The organism is Ruegeria sp. D4 (assembly GCF_056534475.1).
Window position 1 is genome coordinate 741,532 of sequence record NZ_JBQFPJ010000001.1, and the last position, 18,392, is coordinate 759,923.

Annotated in this window: 19 protein-coding genes and 1 pseudogene; 10 read left to right on the top strand and 10 right to left on the bottom strand. The window is 56.6% G+C overall.

Translation table 11 applies throughout. From position 1 onward, the window contains the following. Window positions 1-14: 14 nt before the first annotated feature. A pseudogene (locus ACR0MI_RS03725) lies at window positions 15-1,133 on the bottom strand (DUF6456 domain-containing protein). Window positions 1,134-1,374: 241 nt separating this feature from the next. On the opposite strand from ACR0MI_RS03725, the gene ACR0MI_RS03730 reads away from it, so the two are divergent. Next, on the top strand, window positions 1,375-1,674 hold the full coding sequence (locus tag ACR0MI_RS03730; protein WP_170619012.1) for a DUF6477 family protein: 300 nt from the start codon (window positions 1,375-1,377) through the stop codon (window positions 1,672-1,674). A gap of 4 nt (window positions 1,675-1,678) precedes the next feature. Here the strand turns inward: ACR0MI_RS03730 and ACR0MI_RS03735 are convergent, their stop codons facing one another. Both ACR0MI_RS03735 and ACR0MI_RS03740 read right to left on the bottom strand, forming a co-directional pair. Next, the gene (locus ACR0MI_RS03735) at window positions 1,679-3,223 is read right to left on the bottom strand and encodes a trimethylamine methyltransferase family protein (RefSeq protein WP_170616733.1); all 1,545 of its coding nucleotides are present in this window, start codon (window positions 3,221-3,223) and stop codon (window positions 1,679-1,681) included. Window positions 3,224-3,417: 194 nt separating this feature from the next. Continuing rightward, window positions 3,418-3,615 (bottom strand): hypothetical protein, encoded by a 198-nt coding sequence (locus tag ACR0MI_RS03740; protein ID WP_170616731.1) that lies wholly within the window; start codon window positions 3,613-3,615, stop codon window positions 3,418-3,420. On the opposite strand from ACR0MI_RS03740, the gene guaA reads away from it, so the two are divergent. The 9 genes from guaA to ACR0MI_RS03785 all read left to right on the top strand — a co-directional run bounded on the left by guaA (window position 3,598) and on the right by ACR0MI_RS03785 (window position 12,926). Beyond that, complete coding sequence (guaA, locus tag ACR0MI_RS03745) at window positions 3,598-5,157, top strand: glutamine-hydrolyzing GMP synthase (RefSeq protein ID WP_170616729.1); 1,560 nt, start codon at window positions 3,598-3,600, stop codon at window positions 5,155-5,157. The two genes, ACR0MI_RS03740 and guaA, sit on opposite strands and share 18 nt — an antisense overlap. Before the next feature lie 95 nt (window positions 5,158-5,252). Continuing rightward, entirely contained in the window at window positions 5,253-6,158 is a 906-nt protein-coding gene (locus ACR0MI_RS03750; protein ID WP_480440225.1) for a DMT family transporter, read from the top strand. A 128-nt stretch (window positions 6,159-6,286) separates the two neighbouring features. Next, on the top strand, window positions 6,287-7,450 hold the full coding sequence (locus ACR0MI_RS03755) for an outer membrane protein transport protein (protein WP_170616728.1): 1,164 nt from the start codon (window positions 6,287-6,289) through the stop codon (window positions 7,448-7,450). Window positions 7,451-7,546: 96 nt separating this feature from the next. Beyond that, the gene (locus ACR0MI_RS03760; protein ID WP_170616726.1) at window positions 7,547-8,443 is read left to right on the top strand and encodes a DMT family transporter; all 897 of its coding nucleotides are present in this window, start codon (window positions 7,547-7,549) and stop codon (window positions 8,441-8,443) included. 48 nt (window positions 8,444-8,491) lie between these two features. Then, window positions 8,492-9,364, top strand: a complete 873-nt coding sequence (locus ACR0MI_RS03765; protein ID WP_170616724.1) for an ATPase — start codon at window positions 8,492-8,494, stop codon at window positions 9,362-9,364. Window positions 9,365-9,403: 39 nt separating this feature from the next. Continuing rightward, a complete protein-coding gene (gene metA / locus ACR0MI_RS03770; protein ID WP_170616722.1) occupies window positions 9,404-10,342 on the top strand; it encodes a homoserine O-acetyltransferase MetA in 939 nt (312 codons plus the stop codon). Between the two features lie 9 nt (window positions 10,343-10,351). Next, window positions 10,352-11,299 (top strand): alpha/beta fold hydrolase, encoded by a 948-nt coding sequence (locus ACR0MI_RS03775; protein ID WP_170616720.1) that lies wholly within the window; start codon window positions 10,352-10,354, stop codon window positions 11,297-11,299. Between the two features lie 49 nt (window positions 11,300-11,348). After that, complete coding sequence (gene ppk2 / locus ACR0MI_RS03780; protein WP_170619014.1) at window positions 11,349-12,218, top strand: polyphosphate kinase 2; 870 nt, start codon at window positions 11,349-11,351, stop codon at window positions 12,216-12,218. Window positions 12,219-12,311: 93 nt separating this feature from the next. Beyond that, window positions 12,312-12,926 carry a TetR/AcrR family transcriptional regulator gene (locus ACR0MI_RS03785; protein WP_170616716.1) on the top strand — a complete coding sequence of 205 codons (615 nt, stop codon included), beginning with the start codon at window positions 12,312-12,314 and terminating at the stop codon, window positions 12,924-12,926. A 6-nt stretch (window positions 12,927-12,932) separates the two neighbouring features. Here ACR0MI_RS03785 and ACR0MI_RS03790 read toward each other — a convergent pair whose 3' ends face one another. From ACR0MI_RS03790 to ACR0MI_RS03820, 7 genes are all read right to left on the bottom strand, one after another. Continuing rightward, a complete protein-coding gene (locus ACR0MI_RS03790) occupies window positions 12,933-13,991 on the bottom strand; it encodes an adenylate/guanylate cyclase domain-containing protein (RefSeq protein WP_170616714.1) in 1,059 nt (352 codons plus the stop codon). After that, a complete protein-coding gene (locus tag ACR0MI_RS03795) occupies window positions 13,988-14,356 on the bottom strand; it encodes a group I truncated hemoglobin (RefSeq protein WP_170616712.1) in 369 nt (122 codons plus the stop codon). The genes ACR0MI_RS03790 and ACR0MI_RS03795 overlap by 4 nt, the downstream gene beginning before the upstream one ends. Before the next feature lie 122 nt (window positions 14,357-14,478). Continuing rightward, entirely contained in the window at window positions 14,479-15,321 is an 843-nt protein-coding gene (locus tag ACR0MI_RS03800; RefSeq protein WP_170619015.1) for a glycosyltransferase family 25 protein, read from the bottom strand. 98 nt (window positions 15,322-15,419) lie between these two features. Then, the gene (locus tag ACR0MI_RS03805; protein WP_170616708.1) at window positions 15,420-16,025 is read right to left on the bottom strand and encodes a YrbL family protein; all 606 of its coding nucleotides are present in this window, start codon (window positions 16,023-16,025) and stop codon (window positions 15,420-15,422) included. Between the two features lie 245 nt (window positions 16,026-16,270). After that, on the bottom strand, window positions 16,271-17,002 hold the full coding sequence (locus ACR0MI_RS03810; protein ID WP_170616706.1) for an SDR family oxidoreductase: 732 nt from the start codon (window positions 17,000-17,002) through the stop codon (window positions 16,271-16,273). Between the two features lie 79 nt (window positions 17,003-17,081). Then, window positions 17,082-17,525: a lipocalin-like domain-containing protein gene (locus tag ACR0MI_RS03815; protein ID WP_170616704.1), complete on the bottom strand. Its 444-nt coding sequence runs from the start codon at window positions 17,523-17,525 to the stop codon at window positions 17,082-17,084. A 397-nt stretch (window positions 17,526-17,922) separates the two neighbouring features. Next, window positions 17,923-18,309 carry an XRE family transcriptional regulator gene (locus tag ACR0MI_RS03820; RefSeq protein WP_480853656.1) on the bottom strand — a complete coding sequence of 129 codons (387 nt, stop codon included), beginning with the start codon at window positions 18,307-18,309 and terminating at the stop codon, window positions 17,923-17,925. Between the last annotated feature and the right edge of the window lie 83 nt (window positions 18,310-18,392).

Below are 18,392 nucleotides of genomic sequence, written 5' to 3' on the forward strand. Positions count from 1 at the left end.
GCCAAGGGGGCCGCTCATCCGATCATGCGATTGAGCCCGGTCTGCGTTTCATAGTGGCGTTTGAGACGTTGCAGCGCGATGCGCAGAACGATCTTTCCTGACCGGGCAGACCATCCCATACGTTTTTCGGCCAATTCCAACCCTTCAAGGTAACAACAGCACCGCAACGCCACATCGCTCAAGCCCGGCCCTAGGTCCGACAGCGCCCGCGCGACGCGATCTCATGCATCCGACGATCCGTTTCCAACATGGGGGCTGTTGCCGAAAGAACCACGTCCACCGCCTGTCAGATACAGGTCCCAGTTCTGCGCCACCTTTGGTCCGATCTGGGCAAGTTCGAAGTCCTCGCGCAGACGCTCACCTGCGGCGACCAGTGTTTCGTCCAGGAAAAGCTTGCCGTCCCGATCGCGCCTGCGGGCCAGCGCGATCAACGGGCTTTCAGTGGCGCTATACCGGATTCGCCGGGCGCGCTCGGGCTGAGATGCAGTCGTGTTGCCCGAAGCCGAGTGCGCCTGAAACGACGCCTGCGCTTCGGCCATGCCAAGATCATTCCCGGCGCGAGCCTTGTTTTCGGCTTGGGCAATCAGACGGGTCAGAGCCGCCCGTCCTTGCGCCGTAATTCGGTACCGTGAAATCCGACCCGGGTTGTCGCAGTTGATCCAGTCCTTCAGCGCAAGCGCCTGGGCGATCCGGCAATCAACTACTGCGGTCCGGGTGGCAGCGCTGTTGCCGGTATCGCGAACAACGACGGCCTTGTCCATTTCTTCGGCGACCGCCAGTACCGCTCCGGTTTCGCAAAGCCTGCGCAAAACCCTGAGAGCTTCGCGAGTGAACTCCTCATCCCGGGCGGCGGCCAACCCCTCGGGCGTCCCGTCTGAAACATCGGAACTGAAACCGCCGCTGACTTTGGATTCAGAGAAATGTGTCTCGGCCAGAGACTGGAGCGCCGCGTCCACAAGGGGGTCATCCCGGCGCGTCTCGATCCGTCTGATCTGCCTTAGAATCGTCGAAGCATGGCACCCTGCTGTTCGCGCAATTTCTCGGATCGACCGGCCGGTTTCCGTGTGATCCAGATAACGTTGCGCGCCTTCCGGCACCCATGCCGGAACAGTGAAAGCCATGTTGTTTTCCATAGTCATTTGTCCTCGCCGACAAGAAATTCTGTCTAAGATCGCCCTCGGAGTATGAGTTAACCAATTCTAACTAGGGTTTCTTTCGTTACTCGTTCGTTAACCCCTGAAGGCGAAAACCAGATTTGATTCAAATTGATAAACACTCATGAAAGCAGCGTTTGGCGCGAATATAAACAAGGCAACACGCGCTTAGATTGTGCAACAACTGGCCTCGCAAAATCAAAAGTTACGGAGCCCGAGAATGCAGGACCTGATGACAATGATCACGACGCTACGCCGCCCACGCCTGTTGACTCGCGCGGCCAAGTTCGGGGCGCAGGAGTACAACCGTGACCGGCATTTGCAACGTATTCTGGGATACGGATCACTACCCGGAACCGGTTCGGCCCTTGTGCGATTGATGGATATGGAGAAGGAAGTAGAGGCGCAACGACAGAGCGATGACGCCGCCTATTCACTGGTGCGGCATCTGGATCTGCTGATTGCGATTTCAGGCGAGGCGCAGCTGTATCAGGCCAGCCGCGCCTCGCAGTTTCAGTAATCTATCAGGTGAAGGCGTCCGGCATCGAGGCTTTCTTTTCCGCCACATACGCATTCAGCGCTTCGTTGATTGCGGGATCGAGTTGCGGCTGCTGGTAATTGGCCAGCAGGTGTTCGACCCGAGCCGAGGCCAGTTGCCTCGTGTCGCGCCCACCTTCGTCTTCCCAGGTCTCGTAGGGCTTGTAATCCAGCAGGTCAGACTTCCAGAACGCTTCTTTGAAGTTCGCCTGTGTGTGGGCACAGCCCAGATAGTGACCGCCGGGTCCAACTTCACGGATGGCTTCCATGGCTTGCGCGTTTTCGTCATAAGCCACGCCTTTGGCCAGGTGGTGAAGAACACCCAACTGGTCAGCGTCCATGACAAATTTTTCAAAGTCGGCAACCAGACCGCCTTCGAGCCAGCCACAGGAATGCAGCATGAAGTTCACACCGGCCATCAGCCCCATGTTCAGCGAATTCGACGTCTCATAAGCCGCCTGCGCATCCGGCAGTTTCGAGCCGCAGAATGAGCCGGCCGAGCGGTAGGGCAAGTTAAGCCGCCGCGCCAGCTGACCGGCACCATAGGTGATATGCGCGGCCTCCGGCGTACCAAAGGTTGGTGCACCCGAGTTCATGTCGATTGAAGTAACGAACGCGCCGAAGATCGCAGGTGCACCCGGGCGGATGATCTGGCTGTAGGCAACGCCTGCCAGAACCTCGGCCAGAACCTGAGTCAGTGTGCCGGCTACCGAAACCGGCGCCATCGCGCCGCCTACGATGAAGGGCGAGATGATGCAGGCCTGGTTGTTCTTCGCATAAACCTCAAGCGACCCCATCATCACATCGTCAAAGGTCATCGGCGAGTTGATGTTGGTCAGCGAGGTCATGACCGTGTTTTCCTGAACGAACTCTTTGCCGAACAGGATTTCACACATTTCTACCGAATCCTGCGCGCGGCTGGGATCAGTGACCGATCCCATGAACGGCTTGTCCGACAGGGTCATGTGCGCCATCAGCATATCCAGATGGCGTTTGTTGACCGGAATGTCGGTCGGCTCGCACACGGTGCCGCCCGAATGGTGCAGCCACTTGGACATATACGCCAGCTTCACGAACTTGTTGAAGTCATCCATGGTCGCGTAGCGGCGGCCGCCCTGTGCGTCACGCACAAACGGCGGGCCATAGACCGGGGCAAGAACCATATTTCGGCCGCCGATGACAACCGATTTTCCCGGATCGCGCGCGTGTTGCGTGAACTGGCTGGGCGCTGTCTTGATCAGTTGGCGGGCCAGTCCGCGCGGGATGCGCACACGCTCTCCATCGACATCCGCACCGGCCTCTTTCCAGCGTTCCAGAGCGGCGGGATTGTCGACGAAGTTAACGCCGACCTCTTCCAGAATGGTCTCGGCGTTGGTCTCGATGATTTCCAACGCTTCTTCGTTGAGAATCTCGAAGTTGGGAATATTGCGCTCAATGTACTTGGCGGTTTCGATCCGAACCGCAGTGCGCTCTGCCCGGCGGGCGGCTCCGCCCCCACCGCGACTCCGGCGACGTGCTGATGCTTCAGCCATTTGCTTTCCCCATACTCAGGTAATTTCAGATTGTGTTCCTATTTATCGTGACAACTGTTCGGAACATTGGAAGATAACGGCCATTGGAACATAAAAGCGACATAGTTTGTGCCCCGGATCAACGTCAGCTTTCGGTAAATCGAACCGCTCGAAAGGAATTATGAGATAGAGATGAAGAGGCCAAAGTGCGCGTTTCACCCCCGCGATTTTAGAATCCCTGCCTCGCCCGCCTGCCAAAGCTGATAGACCAGCAGCGTCAGCCCAAGGTGGCAAGCATCCCCCGTCAGCATCGCAACCTGCACTTCCGACCTGATCTGCACGACGACGATGACCTTACACTTGCGAAATTCCCGTGCTTGGCCTATGGCGCGGACATGAGTGATACATCCCATGACCGCCTTCTGATCATCGACTTTGGTAGCCAGGTTACGCAGCTGATCGCTCGTCGCCTGCGCGAACTGAATGTCTATTGCGAAATTCACCCCTATCAGAATGTCACGATGGAGTTTGTTCGGGAAATGGCCCCCCGGGCCGTAATCTTCTCGGGCGGTCCTGACAGTGTGACGCGGGAAGGTTCTCCGCGCGCGCCGCAAGAGATCTTTAACTACGGTGTTCCGATCCTTGGCATCTGTTACGGCCAGCAGGTGATGATGCACCAACTGGGCGGCAAAGTCGAAAGCGGGCACGGCACAGCGGAATTCGGGCGCGCCTTTGTCACCCCCAAAGGGCAGTTGGATATCCTGAATGAATGGTTTGCCGACGGTGACGAGCAGGTCTGGATGAGCCATGGAGACCATGTCAGCGAAATCGCCCCCGGCTTTGAGGTGTTCGGCACCTCGCCCAACGCGCCATTTGCGATCACTGCCGACACCGATCGCCATTTCTATGCTGTGCAGTTCCACCCCGAGGTGCACCACACCCCCAAGGGCGCGAAGCTGTACGAGAATTTCGTGAAACTGGCAGGTTTCAGCGGTGACTGGACCATGGGCGCCTACCGCGAGCAAATGATCGAAAAGATTCGCGAGCAGGTCGGCAACAAAAAAGTCATCTGCGGCCTGTCCGGCGGTGTAGACAGCTCTGTAGCCGCAATCCTGATTCACGAAGCGATCGGCGATCAGCTGACCTGCGTCTTTGTCGATCACGGTCTGCTGCGCAAGAACGAGGCTGAAGAAGTCGTCGGCATGTTCCGAGACAACTACAACATCCAGCTGATTCATGCAGATGAGAGCGAGTTGTTCCTGGGCGAGCTCGAAGGCCAGAGCGATCCGGAAACCAAACGCAAGATCATCGGTAAGCTGTTCATCGATGTGTTCCAGAAACACGCCGACACCATTGATGGGGCCGAGTTTCTGGCTCAGGGGACGCTGTATCCCGACGTAATTGAATCGGTGTCTTTCTCGGGCGGCCCATCGGTGACCATCAAATCGCACCACAATGTCGGCGGGTTGCCAGAAAAGATGGGCCTGAAGCTGGTCGAACCCCTGCGCGAACTGTTCAAGGACGAGGTCCGCGCGCTGGGCCGGGAACTGGGCCTGCCGCAGAGTTTCATCGGTCGCCACCCCTTCCCCGGCCCCGGTCTTGCGATTCGGTGCCCCGGCGAAATCACCCGCGAAAAGCTGGCGATTCTGCGCGAAGCCGACGCAGTTTACATCGACCAGATTCGCAAACACGGGCTGTATGACGACATCTGGCAGGCATTTGTGGCGATTCTTCCCGTTCGCACGGTCGGTGTGATGGGCGACGGACGCACCTACGATTATGCCTGTGCGCTTCGTGCCGTAACGTCAGTGGATGGAATGACAGCGGATTACTATCCGTTCAGCCATGAATTCCTTGGCGAAACGGCCACTCGGATCATAAACGAAGTCAAAGGCATCAACCGCTGCACTTATGACATAACATCCAAGCCGCCGGGTACAATCGAATGGGAATGACAAAAAGCCGGGTCCACCCCGGCTTTTCTGTTTATTTCCCTTTGAATTTATTGTTCCTTTTCAATCGCATGATCCACTAACATCATGGACTTGACGTGAACGGGACCAAAACTCAGACGGGCAAAGCTGCCCTATGGATGACGGGTGCGATTGCATCCTTTTCGTCAATGGCTGTCGCCGGGCGCGAACTAAGCCTGTTTCACGACACCTTCGAAATCATGATGTATCGCAGCATCGTGGGCTTTGCGATCGTTGCAACCGTACTGACCCTGACAGCCAATTGGCATCAGGTTACTGCCCAACGACTTGGGCTTCACGCCCTGCGAAATACGCTGCATTTCACGGGTCAGAATCTGTGGTTCTACGCGGTTGGTGTTATTCCGCTGGCGCAGGTCTTTGCATTGGAATTCACCCAGCCGATCTGGGTTATCCTGCTTTCCCCACTGCTGCTGCGCGAGCGTCTGACCGCGTTGAAAATGCTGTCCGCTTTGATAGGATTTGCCGGAATCCTGCTTGTCACGCGTCCCGGTGCCGCCCCGCTTAGCCCGGGTCTTGTTATGGCCGCCGCGTCTGCTGTTTTCTTTGCGTTTACAACGATTACCACCAAGAAACTCACACAGACCGCACAGATCGGCTGCATTGTTTTCTGGCTCACCGCGATGCAAGGCGTACTGGGTTTTGCTGCCGCTGGTCTTGATGGCGAGATCGGGCTGCCAAGCGTACAGACCGCGCCCTATTTGGTGCTGGTAGGCATAGCCGGCTTGCTGGCGCATTTCTGCATCACCAACGCGCTGGCGATTGCACCTGCCACCGTGGTCATCCCGTTTGACTTTGCCAGGCTGCCGACCATCGCCATCGTCGGCATGGTGCTCTACTCCGAACCGTTGGATAATTGGACGCTTGTGGGGGCGGCTGTAATCTTTTCGGGGATATTTCTGAATGTCTGGTCCGAGAATCGTAACAGTTCGGCAACAGTCAGTCAGGATAGTCGCAGCCAGTAACGCACCGTCACCGATTGACGTTAAAACAAACGAAAAGCGAGTATCCGCAAATCTTACTACCGGGGCTCACTCTGCCATTCACTCAACCCAAGCAGAGCGACCGTTATGAGGCAAACAGGGAGGAATACATGAAGAGAGCGCTACTACAGGCGTGCATGATATGTGCCGGTGCATCAGCCGCGCAGGCTGGGGGGCTGGACCGAAGCGGACAGGGTATCAACCTTATTTTCGAAAAAGGTACGGTTGCCCAATTCCGTTTGGGGTATACCGACCCAAGCGTCAGCGGCACCATGCCCAGCTTGAATCCTGCCACCCTGGGCCAGCCCGTTGATTCAGGCGATGTGGCCAACAGTTTCTTCACACCCCACCTCGGCTTCAAAACGTCACTGACCGACAAGCTTGATTTTGCGGTCATGTACGATCAGCCGTTCGGGGCGGACATTTCATACGCAAACAATTACCCGTTGTCATTGAACCCAATTCCGGGCGGCCGCTCCGGTGTTCTGGAAGCAACGGCTGATACCGACGCAATCACGGCGCTGCTGCGCTACAAGTTCGACGGTGGCTTCAGCGCCATCGGTGGTATTCGCGCTCAACGTGTTGAGGCATCCGTTACCGTTCCGCTCGCCGCCGGATATCAAGTGGATACCGATGCCGATATCGCGTTTGGCTATGTGGTTGGTGTGGCGTGGGAGAAACCCGAGATCGCGGCACGCGTAGCACTGACCTACAACTCGAAAATCAGCCATGACTGGTCGCAGACGGAATCGCTGAACCCTCCACCGCGCCCCCCGATCACACCGGGAACCGTGGCAACATTCGACACGTCGAGCGAGATTGAAACACCGCAGTCCGTAAACCTGGACTTCCAGACCGGTGTGGCGCCTAAGACCCTTCTGTTTGGCTCGATTCGCTGGGTCGACTGGCCTCAGCTGGTATATAATCCGCCAAACTATCCGCCGACCTCGAACCTGGTCGATTACGACGAAGCCACGTTCACCTACTCTCTTGGTCTGGGATATCAGTTCTCGGAAGAATTCTCGGGAGCTGTGACACTGGGCTACGAATCCTCGTCAGGCAATCCGGTTTCCAACCTGGGGCCGACCGACGGGTTCTGGAGCATTGGCCTGGGCGGAACGTACTCGCTTGAAAAGGCCAAGATCTCGGGCGGCGTTCGCTACACCGATATCGGCGATGCGACGGCAGACGGCGCGGGACCGTTGGCACGGGCAGACTTCTCAGGCAACAGTGCGTGGAGCGTGGGCTTCCAGATCACATACGCTCTGGACTGATCGCCAAGACACGGAATTGACCCCGCATGACGTGCGGGGTCTTTTTTTTCGCAGGATCCGGGTCGTCGTGCACGTCCGGACGTGCGAACACAAACCATGACTTCTCAAAAACACTTCTCCGCCCGCGCCTGGTCCGAACTTTGTCTGTTGGGCCTGATTTGGGGCGCATCCTTCGTTGCCATTCGTATCGCGCTGGACTCGGTGCCTTTCGTGACTTCGGTTCTGCATCGGGTGTTCTGGGCAATGCTGGTGCTTTGGGCTGTGGTTTGGTTTCAACGGCTTCCTGTTCCCCGTAACCCACGCGTCTGGGGGGCGTTTCTGATCATGGGTCTGCTGAACAATGCCATTCCGTTTTCGCTGATGGCATGGGGGCAGCTTTATGTGACATCCGGTTTGACGTCGATATTGAATGCCGCAACCGCCATTTTCGGCGTGATCGTGGCGGCACTATGCTTCAACGACGAACGTTTGACGCCAGCTCGTATCGTCGGTGTTGCGCTTGGCTTTGCAGGCGTCACTATCGCCATTGGACTTCAAAATTTCACAAGCTTCTCACTGCAAAGCACGGCACAGATCGCGATTGTCGCGGGAACAGTCTCCTACGCTCTGGCCGGGGCATGGGCCAGGGCAACCCTGTCCGACCTGCCGCCACAAGTCGCTGCGGCTGGAATGCTGACGGCGTCGACGATATTGATACTGCCGTTCGCTCTGTTTCTGGATGGTGTCCCGACGCTTGACCTGCCCGTTTCCGCATGGGTGGCAATCGGGTATTACGCATTGATTGCTACTGCCGGGGCCTATCTGCTGTATTACCGGATTCTGGCGATGGCAGGCAGTGGAAACCTGATGCTGGTGACATTGATAATTCCACCCGTCGCCATCGTGCTGGGGGCAGTTATTCGTGGCGAAACGCTGCAGCCCAATGCGTTTGCGGGATTTGCTGTGCTGGCACTGGGCCTGCTGATCCTCAACCGCTCGGGTCCGCGAGATTGACGCCGCTCGCTGCCCGATTTAGCTAGGTTCCAAAAGGAACGGCGGGTCATGATCTACAAATCAGCGAAAGACTGGCGCGAGGCTGCGCGGAAAAAGGTTTTGTTCTTCGGCATGTCGGGCTTGGGCAAGACTTACGTATCGAACGTTTTGCGTGACTCGGGGGATTGGTTTCACTACTCGATCGATTACCGGATCGGGACCCGTTACATGGGTGAGTACATTACCGACAACGCCAAGGCGCAGGCGATGAAGGTGCCCTTTCTGCGCGACCTGCTGCTGTCGGACTCGATCTATATCGGGTCGAACATCTCATTCGAGAACCTCAAGCCCGTCGCGACATACCTGGGCAAACCGGGCGACCCGGAATTGGGTGGAATGGAACTGCAGGAATATCGCCGCAGGCAAGAACAGTTCCGGCTGGCAGAAATCCACGCTTTGCTGGATACCGAGTATTTTGTCGACCGGGCTCAGCGGCTTTATAAATACCCGCACTTCATCTGTGACACGGGCGGATCGATCTGCGAGTGGGTCGACCCAAGCGATCCCAGAGATCAGGTCTTGTCAGAACTGTCCGGCCAGACACTGATGATCTGGATCAAGGGCGACGAAAACCACACCTCCGAACTGATCCGCCGCTTTGACAAAGCCCCAAAGCCAATGTCCTATCAGCCGGAGTTTCTGACCCGCGTATGGGACGAATACCTGACCCTGAATGACTGCGCCCCGACCGAGGTCGACCCCGATGCCTTCATCAGGTGGACCTATGCGCAGGCTCTGGCGCACCGCCAGCCGCGTTACCAGGCAATGGCCGACAATTGGGGCGTCACTATTCCCGCGCGTGAGATTGCGTCGGTCCGGGACGCCGGAGATTTCGACGAGTTGATCGAACGCACACTTGAGACCCGCCGCAACCGAACATAGTTTTCAAACTTACCTTGTTCCCGCAAAGGCTTGACCAGTATGCCAATCAAGATCCCATCTGACCTTCCCGCATTTGACGTCCTCAGCAACGAGGGCGTCATGGTCATGGCCGAGGATCAGGCAATGCGGCAGGACATCCGGCCATTACGCATCGGGTTGCTGAACCTGATGCCGAAGAAGATTCAGACCGAAAACCAGTTCGCCCGCCTGATCGGCGCAACGCCTTTGCAGATCGATCTGTCGCTGATCCGCATGACCGAGCACCAGACCAAGAACACCGCCGCCGAGCATATGCAGGAGTTCTATCGCCCTTTTCAGGAGGTGAAGGACGAGAAATTCGACGGTCTGATCATAACCGGCGCGCCGATTGAACATCTGGATTTCAACGACGTCACCTATTGGGACGAGATCAGTGAAGTCTTCCAGTGGACACAAACCAACGTGCATTCCACTTTCGGAGTGTGCTGGGGCGGAATGGCCATGATCAACCATTTTCATGGCGTCAGGAAACACATGCTGGGCGCGAAGGCATTTGGCTGCTTCCGTCATCGCAATCTGAAACCATCCTCGCCCTTTCTGCGCGGGTTTTCAGACGATTGCGTGATCCCTGTCAGCCGTTGGACCGAGATGAAACAGGCTGAGATAGACGCAGCACCCGGATTGATCACCTTGCTGGGCAGCGATGAAGTCGGGCCTTGTCTGGTCGAGGACAAGGCCCACCGCGCGATCTATATCTTCAACCATTTCGAGTATGACAGCGACACGCTGAAACAGGAATACGATCGCGACGTCGCCAACGGCATGCCGATCAATGTCCCGCTGAACTACTATCCCGATGACGATCCAACAAGGACACCGCAGAACCGTTGGCGAAGCCATGCGCATCTGCTTTATGGTAACTGGATCAGCGAAATCTACGAAACCACCCCCTATGATATCACTCGGATCGGTATGGAAATGACCGACCTGCGGGCCTGACGCGGGTCGATGCGTGTTGCCGTCATCCTCCTGACTGCCCTCGCCCTGTTCTGGGCCTTCACCCTGTGGCGAGCCGCGCGATATCAGGAAAGCGCAGAGGCCGCTTTTCCGCCCGAAGGGGAAATCCTGACCGTTGACGGCATTGCGGTTCACGCGGTGGTCATGGGCCAAGGACCGGATGTGGTGTTGATCCACGGCTCCAGCGGAAACACGCGGGACATGACGGTTGCGCTGGCTCCGATCCTGGCACAAAGCTTTCGCGTCATCGTGTTTGACCGGCCCGGCCTCGGATACAGCCAAAGCTTTAACCCGAATGGCGAAACCATCACGGAGCAAGCCGAAATCCTGCAACGTGCGGCCGCCCAGCTTGGGGCCGAGAAACCCATTGTCGCCGGGCAAAGCTATGGTGGTTCCGTTGCATTGGCATGGGCCGTGACCCGGCCCGAGAACATTTCGGCGCTGGTTTTGATCGCGCCGGCAGCCATCCCTTGGGAAACACCACTGGATGGTTTCAATCGGCTCGCCTCGACCACGACGGGGCGCCTTGCGGCATTGCCGTTCGTGTCCGCATACACGCCGGACTGGTTTGTCGAACGCGCATTGGATGAAGTGTTCGCGCCGCAGAAAGCCCCGGAAGGCTACGCCGCGCATTTCGGCCCCGGGCTGACGATGCGACCCGATTCAATGCATGCCAATGCACGGCAACGCGCCAACCTGCTGAACGAGATCACTGAGCTGCAACCACGGTACGGAGAGATTTCCGTGCCAACCGAGATCGTACATGGCACGGCTGACACGACGGTTGAAACCGACTGGCACGCGGAACCGCTGACCCAACAGATCCCCGCTGCGGAATTGATCCTGCTTGATGGAATCGGGCATATGCCGCAAGTGGTCGCCGCGCCCGAGGTTGCCTCGGCCATCGACCGGGCCGCACAACGCGCCGGTTTGCGTTAGGCTTCCGGCTAATCCATAGTCAGGTATGGATTTTATCGCGAGGTAAGGCATGGCCCGTTCGGACAAAGGTTTGATCGAAGACTACTACCGGAATGATGCGCCCAAAGACGTTCGCTCTGCGATTGAGGATGCCGGAAAACGCGAAATTCTGAACCCCTCTTTTCCCTACTCGGAAAAAATGAAGGGCAAGGAATACGATCGGCAGATGGAGGCTTTGCAGATCGAGTTGGTCAAGATGCAAGCCTGGCTGAAAGAATCGGATCATCGCGTGGCGCTGATCTTTGAAGGCCGCGATGCGGCGGGTAAAGGCGGCACCATCAAACGCTTTCGCGAAAACCTGAACCCGCGTGGCGCGCGGGTTGTGGCGCTCAGCAAACCATCGGATGCCGAACGCAGCCAGTGGTATTTCCAACGCTATATCCAGCATCTGCCCTCGGCAGGTGAAATCGTGTTCTTTGATCGCAGCTGGTACAACCGGGGTGTGGTGGAAAACGTTTTTGGCTTTTGCACCTCTGAAGAACGGGAGCGCTTTTTCCGTCAGGTCGCCCCGCTGGAAACCGGGTTGGTAAATGACGGCATTCATTTCTTCAAGTTCTGGCTGAATGTCGGGCGCGCGGAACAGCTCAATCGCTTTCTGGATCGCGAAAATGACCCGCTCAAGCAATGGAAACTCAGCCCGATCGATGTTGCCGGTCTTGGAAAATGGGATGAGTACAGCCAATCCATCGCAGAAACGCTGAGCCGCACCCACTCGGATCACTGTCCCTGGACCATCATCCGCTCGGATGACAAGAAACGTGCGCGACTGGCCGCCATTCGTACGGTGTTGCACGCGCTGGACTATGACGAAAAGGACAAGAGCGCGATCGGAGAGATCGATCCCCTGATTTGCGGCGGGCCGGACATCTGGGAGTCGTAGGCGTACGATTGACTGGCAAACATGGTGCAGTTGTTGGACGGGCCAGCCTGCTTACTTTACAAGTTATGACAACAAAAGACGCCTGAGGCCTGGATGACAAAACGCGGGTATCACCACGGAAACCTGAAACAAGCGCTGATCGAGGCGGCATTGTCCTTGATCGAAGAAAAGGGTCCCACCGGGTTCACCCTGTCCGAGGCTGCCAAGACGGCGGGCGTAACGCCTGCCGCAGTGTACCGGCATTTTCACGGTCGCGAAGACCTGATCGCCGAAGCTGCGCGTCAGGGGTTCGAGATGTTTGCGGATCTGATGCAGTACGCATACGACAAAGGCCAACCCTCGGCCCTGGCCGCGTTCGAGGCGACCGGGCGTGCATATCTGGCCTTTGCCCGCAAGCATCCCGGTCACTACATTTCGATGTTTGAAAGCGGTATTTCCCTGAACCGGACCCCGGAACTGGCGATGGCCGCCAACAGGGCCAAGGCCGTTCTGGAAAAAGCCGCCAGTGAGCTGTCCAAGCACATTCCGCCGGAAAAACGCCCGCCCGCATCGATGTTCAGCGCCCATATTTGGGCAATGAGTCATGGAGTCGTGGAACTGTTTGCCCGAAATACCGGCGCAAGCTCTCCCTTTCCGCCCGAAGACCTTCTGGAGACCGGCATCGGCATCTACCTGAGGGGGCTTGGCCTGGTTCCGCAGGACGACTGAACCCGATCAGAAGACCTTTCTGGGTTGCGGTACGCTCAGGCCGGACGTCACATTGATCAGGTCCATTTCACCCATGCCCTTGATTTCCACGCGCCCAAGATCGGAGACCTGAAATTCGTCAATCAACGCATACTTCATTTCTTCCGGAGCAACAATTTTCATCGGGTTCGCAAAGACTTGCAATCTGGACGCAATGTTCACGGCCGGGCCAAAAACGTCGTAGACGTATTTCTGGATACCGACCACCGACCCCACCGCGGCGCCCATGCCCAACCCGATACGGGCCTGCCATTTGTGGGGGTGTGTCTCGTTGCGCCGCTCGAGATACCTGAGGAACCGGACCGCGCAATGGGCGACAGCCGTTGCATGGTCCGGCGTCGCATCGGGCATGCCGGACACCGCAAGATAGGCATCTCCGATCGTTTTGATCCTTTCACATCCATATTGTTCCACGATGCGGTCAAATGCCGTGAAAATATCATTCAGCTCGCTCAGCGTGACTGTCGGGTCTGTTTTCGCAGCAAAATCGGTGAATCCGACGAAGTCCAGCATAACCACCGACACTTGTTCATAAAGCTGCGGTGTCACAACGCCGAACGTCTTGAACTCCTCGTAAACCGCACGAGGCATCAGGTTCAGCAGCAACCGCTCGACCCGCTCCTTTTCCCGCTCAAGTTCGCGCGTATTGCGTTCCACCATGGTCGAGTAGCTGTCAATCATGCTTTCCAGTTCACGAATGCGGGTGATGTTCTGGCACTCAACAACCAGGACCTGCTCGGAAAGGCCATTGGCAAGGGAAACGGCCGTGGCAAATATCAGGGTCCTGCGTTTCGGCTTGATCTGCAACTCCACTGAATAACGCAGACCGGATTGTTTCACATCCTCCAGTTCGCGCATATCCAGGTCCGGAAGGAAGTCCATCAGGGTTTGTCCTTCGGCTGGCGTGCCGAACCATTCGCTGAAGGGTCCATTATAGAAGACAAAACTTAAATCTGAGGCACGGACAACAGCCACTCCTACCCCGATTGCACGCAGCAGTTGTTCATTGATTGCAAGAATACTCATGCAGCGTCCCGCGCCACGATGATAGCGCGCTTCCCTTCGATTGCAGCCAGCGCCGTTTTCACATCACCGTCCGACATTCCGTGCATCGACAATGCCTGCCCGAACAATTCGGCCATCTCGTCAAAGTCCGAGTGGCTGATGTTCAGGTTCCGATGCACCGCCTCGATCCGTTCATCACTGAACGATGCCGGTCCGCCGACCAGTGACGAAACGAACTTGGTTTGGTGATCGATCAGACGCGGCATGTCGATGTCCTCGAAGAACCCCCCGATTTCATCGGAGTCCAGCGCCATTTCGTAGAATGTCATCACGATACGGCTGATGGTTTTGAACCCGCCGTATTTTTCATAAATAGTCTGACCCACACCAATTACCTGCGCGTTAATTCTTCATAACACTGCAAGGTTATATCAAATTGACAGTTTTGTTAACGATTATGACCGGAACACAGATTTCAACGACATGAATGGCCCGGTAGCCGTAGACGTCAGACTCTCAAATCTTCGGCGCAGGGAATGAACCCTGCATAGCCGCCCTGACTCAGCAGACGCTTTTGCCGCCCCATTCGCCAGCGCAATTTTCGACCCGCCGCCTGCAGTTCGCGCCGAACCCGAAACCAACGCGGCCCCTTGTCCAGACCGCTATTCGTTGTCTTGTCCTGTGACCGTTCGCTGACTTTGACAGTTTCCACCGTCTGACCCTGTTGCTTCGACCAGATCATCTGTACGCCAACCGCAGGGAACACCTGAAACATGCGCCAGTCGGGGCGCGGAATAGATACGAAATCGTCCAAATGATCCGAGTAGGTTTCCGACCACGACAAGAGCTTTCGGCACCCGTCCTGCGAAAGAATGTACGCAGCCGCACTGGGTGCCATTTCCAGCATCGGTCTCGCCATTACACCACCAATGGTCTCCTGTGGCCCGAAACGCAACGGTTTGGGGGAATAGTCAAGCTTCACAAAATCAAAGACCTGGCCATTTGAAAGAACTGTCTCAATCACCTGTCCGGCGCTGGCAGACATTTCCACATCGTCTTCGAAAATCGCGGCAGCTTGCAGTCCCTGGTCCACGATCTGTTTCCAGACAGCACGGTGGCTTTCAAAACAGGCAATCTCGCTTTGCTTCAGGCCCCAACGGCTGCCAGTTCCGGGGACATATCCGTTCCCCTCAAGCGCCCCTTCTGCCTGCGCGTCCGTCGCACTGAAGCGAATTGCGTTGCTCAACCCGGCTTTGGCGAACTCGGCCTCCATGAACTCCCGCCGCTCGGGAACGCGGTCCAGGTTGATATAAAACACACCGGTCAACTGATCCTGCCTCTGACGCTCCACTACCGTTCCTTTCGTTCAATTAGCGCAGGCCGGTCCTGCCTGATCCGGAAATCAACCCTGTACGCGGGCCACGATATGGCAGGCCGAGGATTCGCGGATCAAAATTCGCCAAAGCTGCCTGACATGCGCTTGCGTCTCCGCAAGATGGAATGCTGATACGCACGTTTGCTAAACAGCGTCAAAGGCAGAAGAACCCTTTCACCCAGCCCGTCAATCACGACCAGACGCCCGCCCCTTTGTTCAGCGCGAACAACGTTTTCCAACCCCATGTCGCCCATCAGAATGTTGCCGCGTTCCAGATCATCCAAAAGTTCCATAAACTCGTCGTGCAGCGTACGGATTTTGTCTTTGTCGCCGTCGTACGAGACAAATTCCTGATACACCGTCGGTGCCAGATCGCCGCCCGGGCCGGTCATCTTCTCCACGACCAATGCCGGTCCCGCTGATGTCGACGCGTATCCCATAAACCGGGCCAGACGCTCGATTTCGGGGCATCCTCGGCTCAGTGCGGCCAGGTACTCATTTGCCTCGCGGTTCCACTGCCGCAGATTGCCATAACGCCATTCGGCGTATCGCGGTAAAAAATGACTGCGAACCGGTTTATCCGTTCTGACCTTGAGCAGCGCGTTGTCTTGTTCAGGGTGCTGGAAAATCAGGTAATTGCGGCTTTTTCGCAGTGGTTCAAAAGAACTCAGATCGATCATGAAGCGTTATTCCAGTAGGTCAAATTCACCGCAACTGTCTTGCAAAGCCACAGCATGTGCCAGCCAGATATAAAAGCGCCGCTGTCTTGATACAATGCAGCATCCAGTCAATTCACCACTGATCGCCCCATCAATCCACGCGCGACCAACCGACATGACGAACAGTGATCCAGGGTGGTAGGAATGGGGCTGGCGCCGTACGTTCTCTGACGAATAGTTCGGCCTGAAAACGTAGACGCATTGTCCTACATCACGCTGTAACCGCCATCCACCGGTATCGTCACGCCTGTCACAAATCCGGCCAGATCTGATGATGCAAGGTAAAGAACTGTCCCGGTCATTTCCTTTGGCTCACCCCAGCGCGCCAAAGGTGTTCGCCGGACGATGGAAGCACTGAACGTGTCGTTTGCCTGCGATCCTGCGGTCAGGTTGGTCCGGATCCATCCTGGCGCAATGGCGTTTACCCGTACGCCGTCACGCGCATAAGCGACCGCAAGCGATTTGGTCAGGCCAACGATCCCGGTTTTGCTTGCAGCATAGGCTGGCCCCGATCCGCTTCCGAAGTAGCTGTACATCGAGGCGATATTGATGATGCATCCCGGCCGTTTGGCCAATTTCGGGTACAGGCCGTGGCTTAGGCGATAAACCGAGTTGAGGTTGATAATCATGTTTCGATCAAACCCCTCGGGTGAGAGGCCTTCAGGAGGATCAACAAAGGTTCCCGCATTGTTGACAAGAACATCAACCTGACCAGTCGCGGCGACCAGGGAAGCTACCGAGGCTTCGTCTTCCATGTTCACCTGATGGTATCGGAAGGAGGAAAGGTCCGCCTGATACTCCCCGACCGATCCCCTTCTGCCGGTAACCGTTACCGTAGCTCCAGCGTCTGCGAACGCTTCCGCGACGGCGAGCCCGATGCCGTTTGAGCCGCCTGTCACCATGACGTTCTGCTCTGAAAAATCCAGAATGCGCGCCATTTCTCTCCTCCTGTCCAAAGTAAGCCGCCGTCGGGATCCTGTGGGCCAGCATTCAGGGGAAACTCGACAGCAAGTCCTTTCAATCTGCACGCGCCCATTCCAGCACGGCCGTTCCACGTTTCCCTCCAAACGTCGCGTTCTTGCCACGAAGCGTAAGCCGATCTTTTGCGACCTCAATTTCCCGCTGCAAGGTCAGGCCTACAAAATCCTGCAAAACCGAGACTAGTACTTCATGATTGACCGTTTGGTCAGAGACTTGAAACGTACCGCAATAGGAGATGTGGCTGCCGAGTGCCGCTTGGGCGGCCTCGCCTGTTGCGGTCGAACTGTCCGAACCAAGAGGTTGTCTACCAGCCGCCATCATGTGCACGAATACATGCCCGTCCTCAGAATAGTGAAGCATTCCAATCGGATCGGGCCCGTATGGTTCCTCGTGCGTGCCATCGTCGTAGTCAAAGCGATAAGCGACAAGTTTCCATGTTCCGAGAACAGACTTTTCCGAGAGCCTTTCCGAGCCGTTCATCCAAAAACTCCAGCTTCAATGCGTGGATCGGCATCAAACGCCGTGCGCCTGACGCAGTCGACAAAAGCGGCCTTTTTGAATGGGTAATTTGTTATTGAAAGAAGGACCGCTGGTCAGTCAGCTGCAAGGATATGACTCGACCAAAATAGGTCAAACGAAAAAAGTCTGAATCAGCGGCTCTCAGAAGACGGCTGGATCTCGGCTTCGTTCGGTTTATGGCGGTGCTGGGAGACCAATGCGAACCAGTCTCTACTAAAATGGCGGCACGCGAGAGCACCCGGCGAACTCCGGGCGATTTCCTAACTTTCTGAATTTTTTCGGTTTTGATCGAGCGAAACGACTTCGAACTGAAGGTCGCTCTACTCAGGAGTGCCCCGCACCTGGTGCGAAACGCCGCCTACTCGTTTTCACCAGCCCCTGCCCCGGAAGTTCCGAGAAGGCCGTCCAAAACATCGAGCAACTGAAGAAGGGCCTCGCGAGTTTCGTGAAGTCCCGCCCCTACCTTCAACTCGCTCCGCCCGGCCAACGAAAGCACAGCGTCCGACACCTCGTTCGAATTCCGCATGAGCTCGACCAGGTGCTCACCAGCCGGGCCATGGGCGCCCGCGATCCAGTTCTTCGCCGTTCGCTCCGAGACACCCGTCCAACGCATCACAATCTTGATCGCCCGGTGAGAACCACCGAGCTCCCGCTTCAGCGCAGCCGCAGTGGCCATTTGATATTTTAGTCGATTGACCTTCGCTTCGTCGTCATCTGGAAAAGTCTTGCCCATCTTAGGAAACATTTTCCCGAACCTCCGCGTCTATGCTTCGGCTCCATGGAATCACATGCATTCCCAGCGACTTGGCGATTGATGAGAATGAAAGG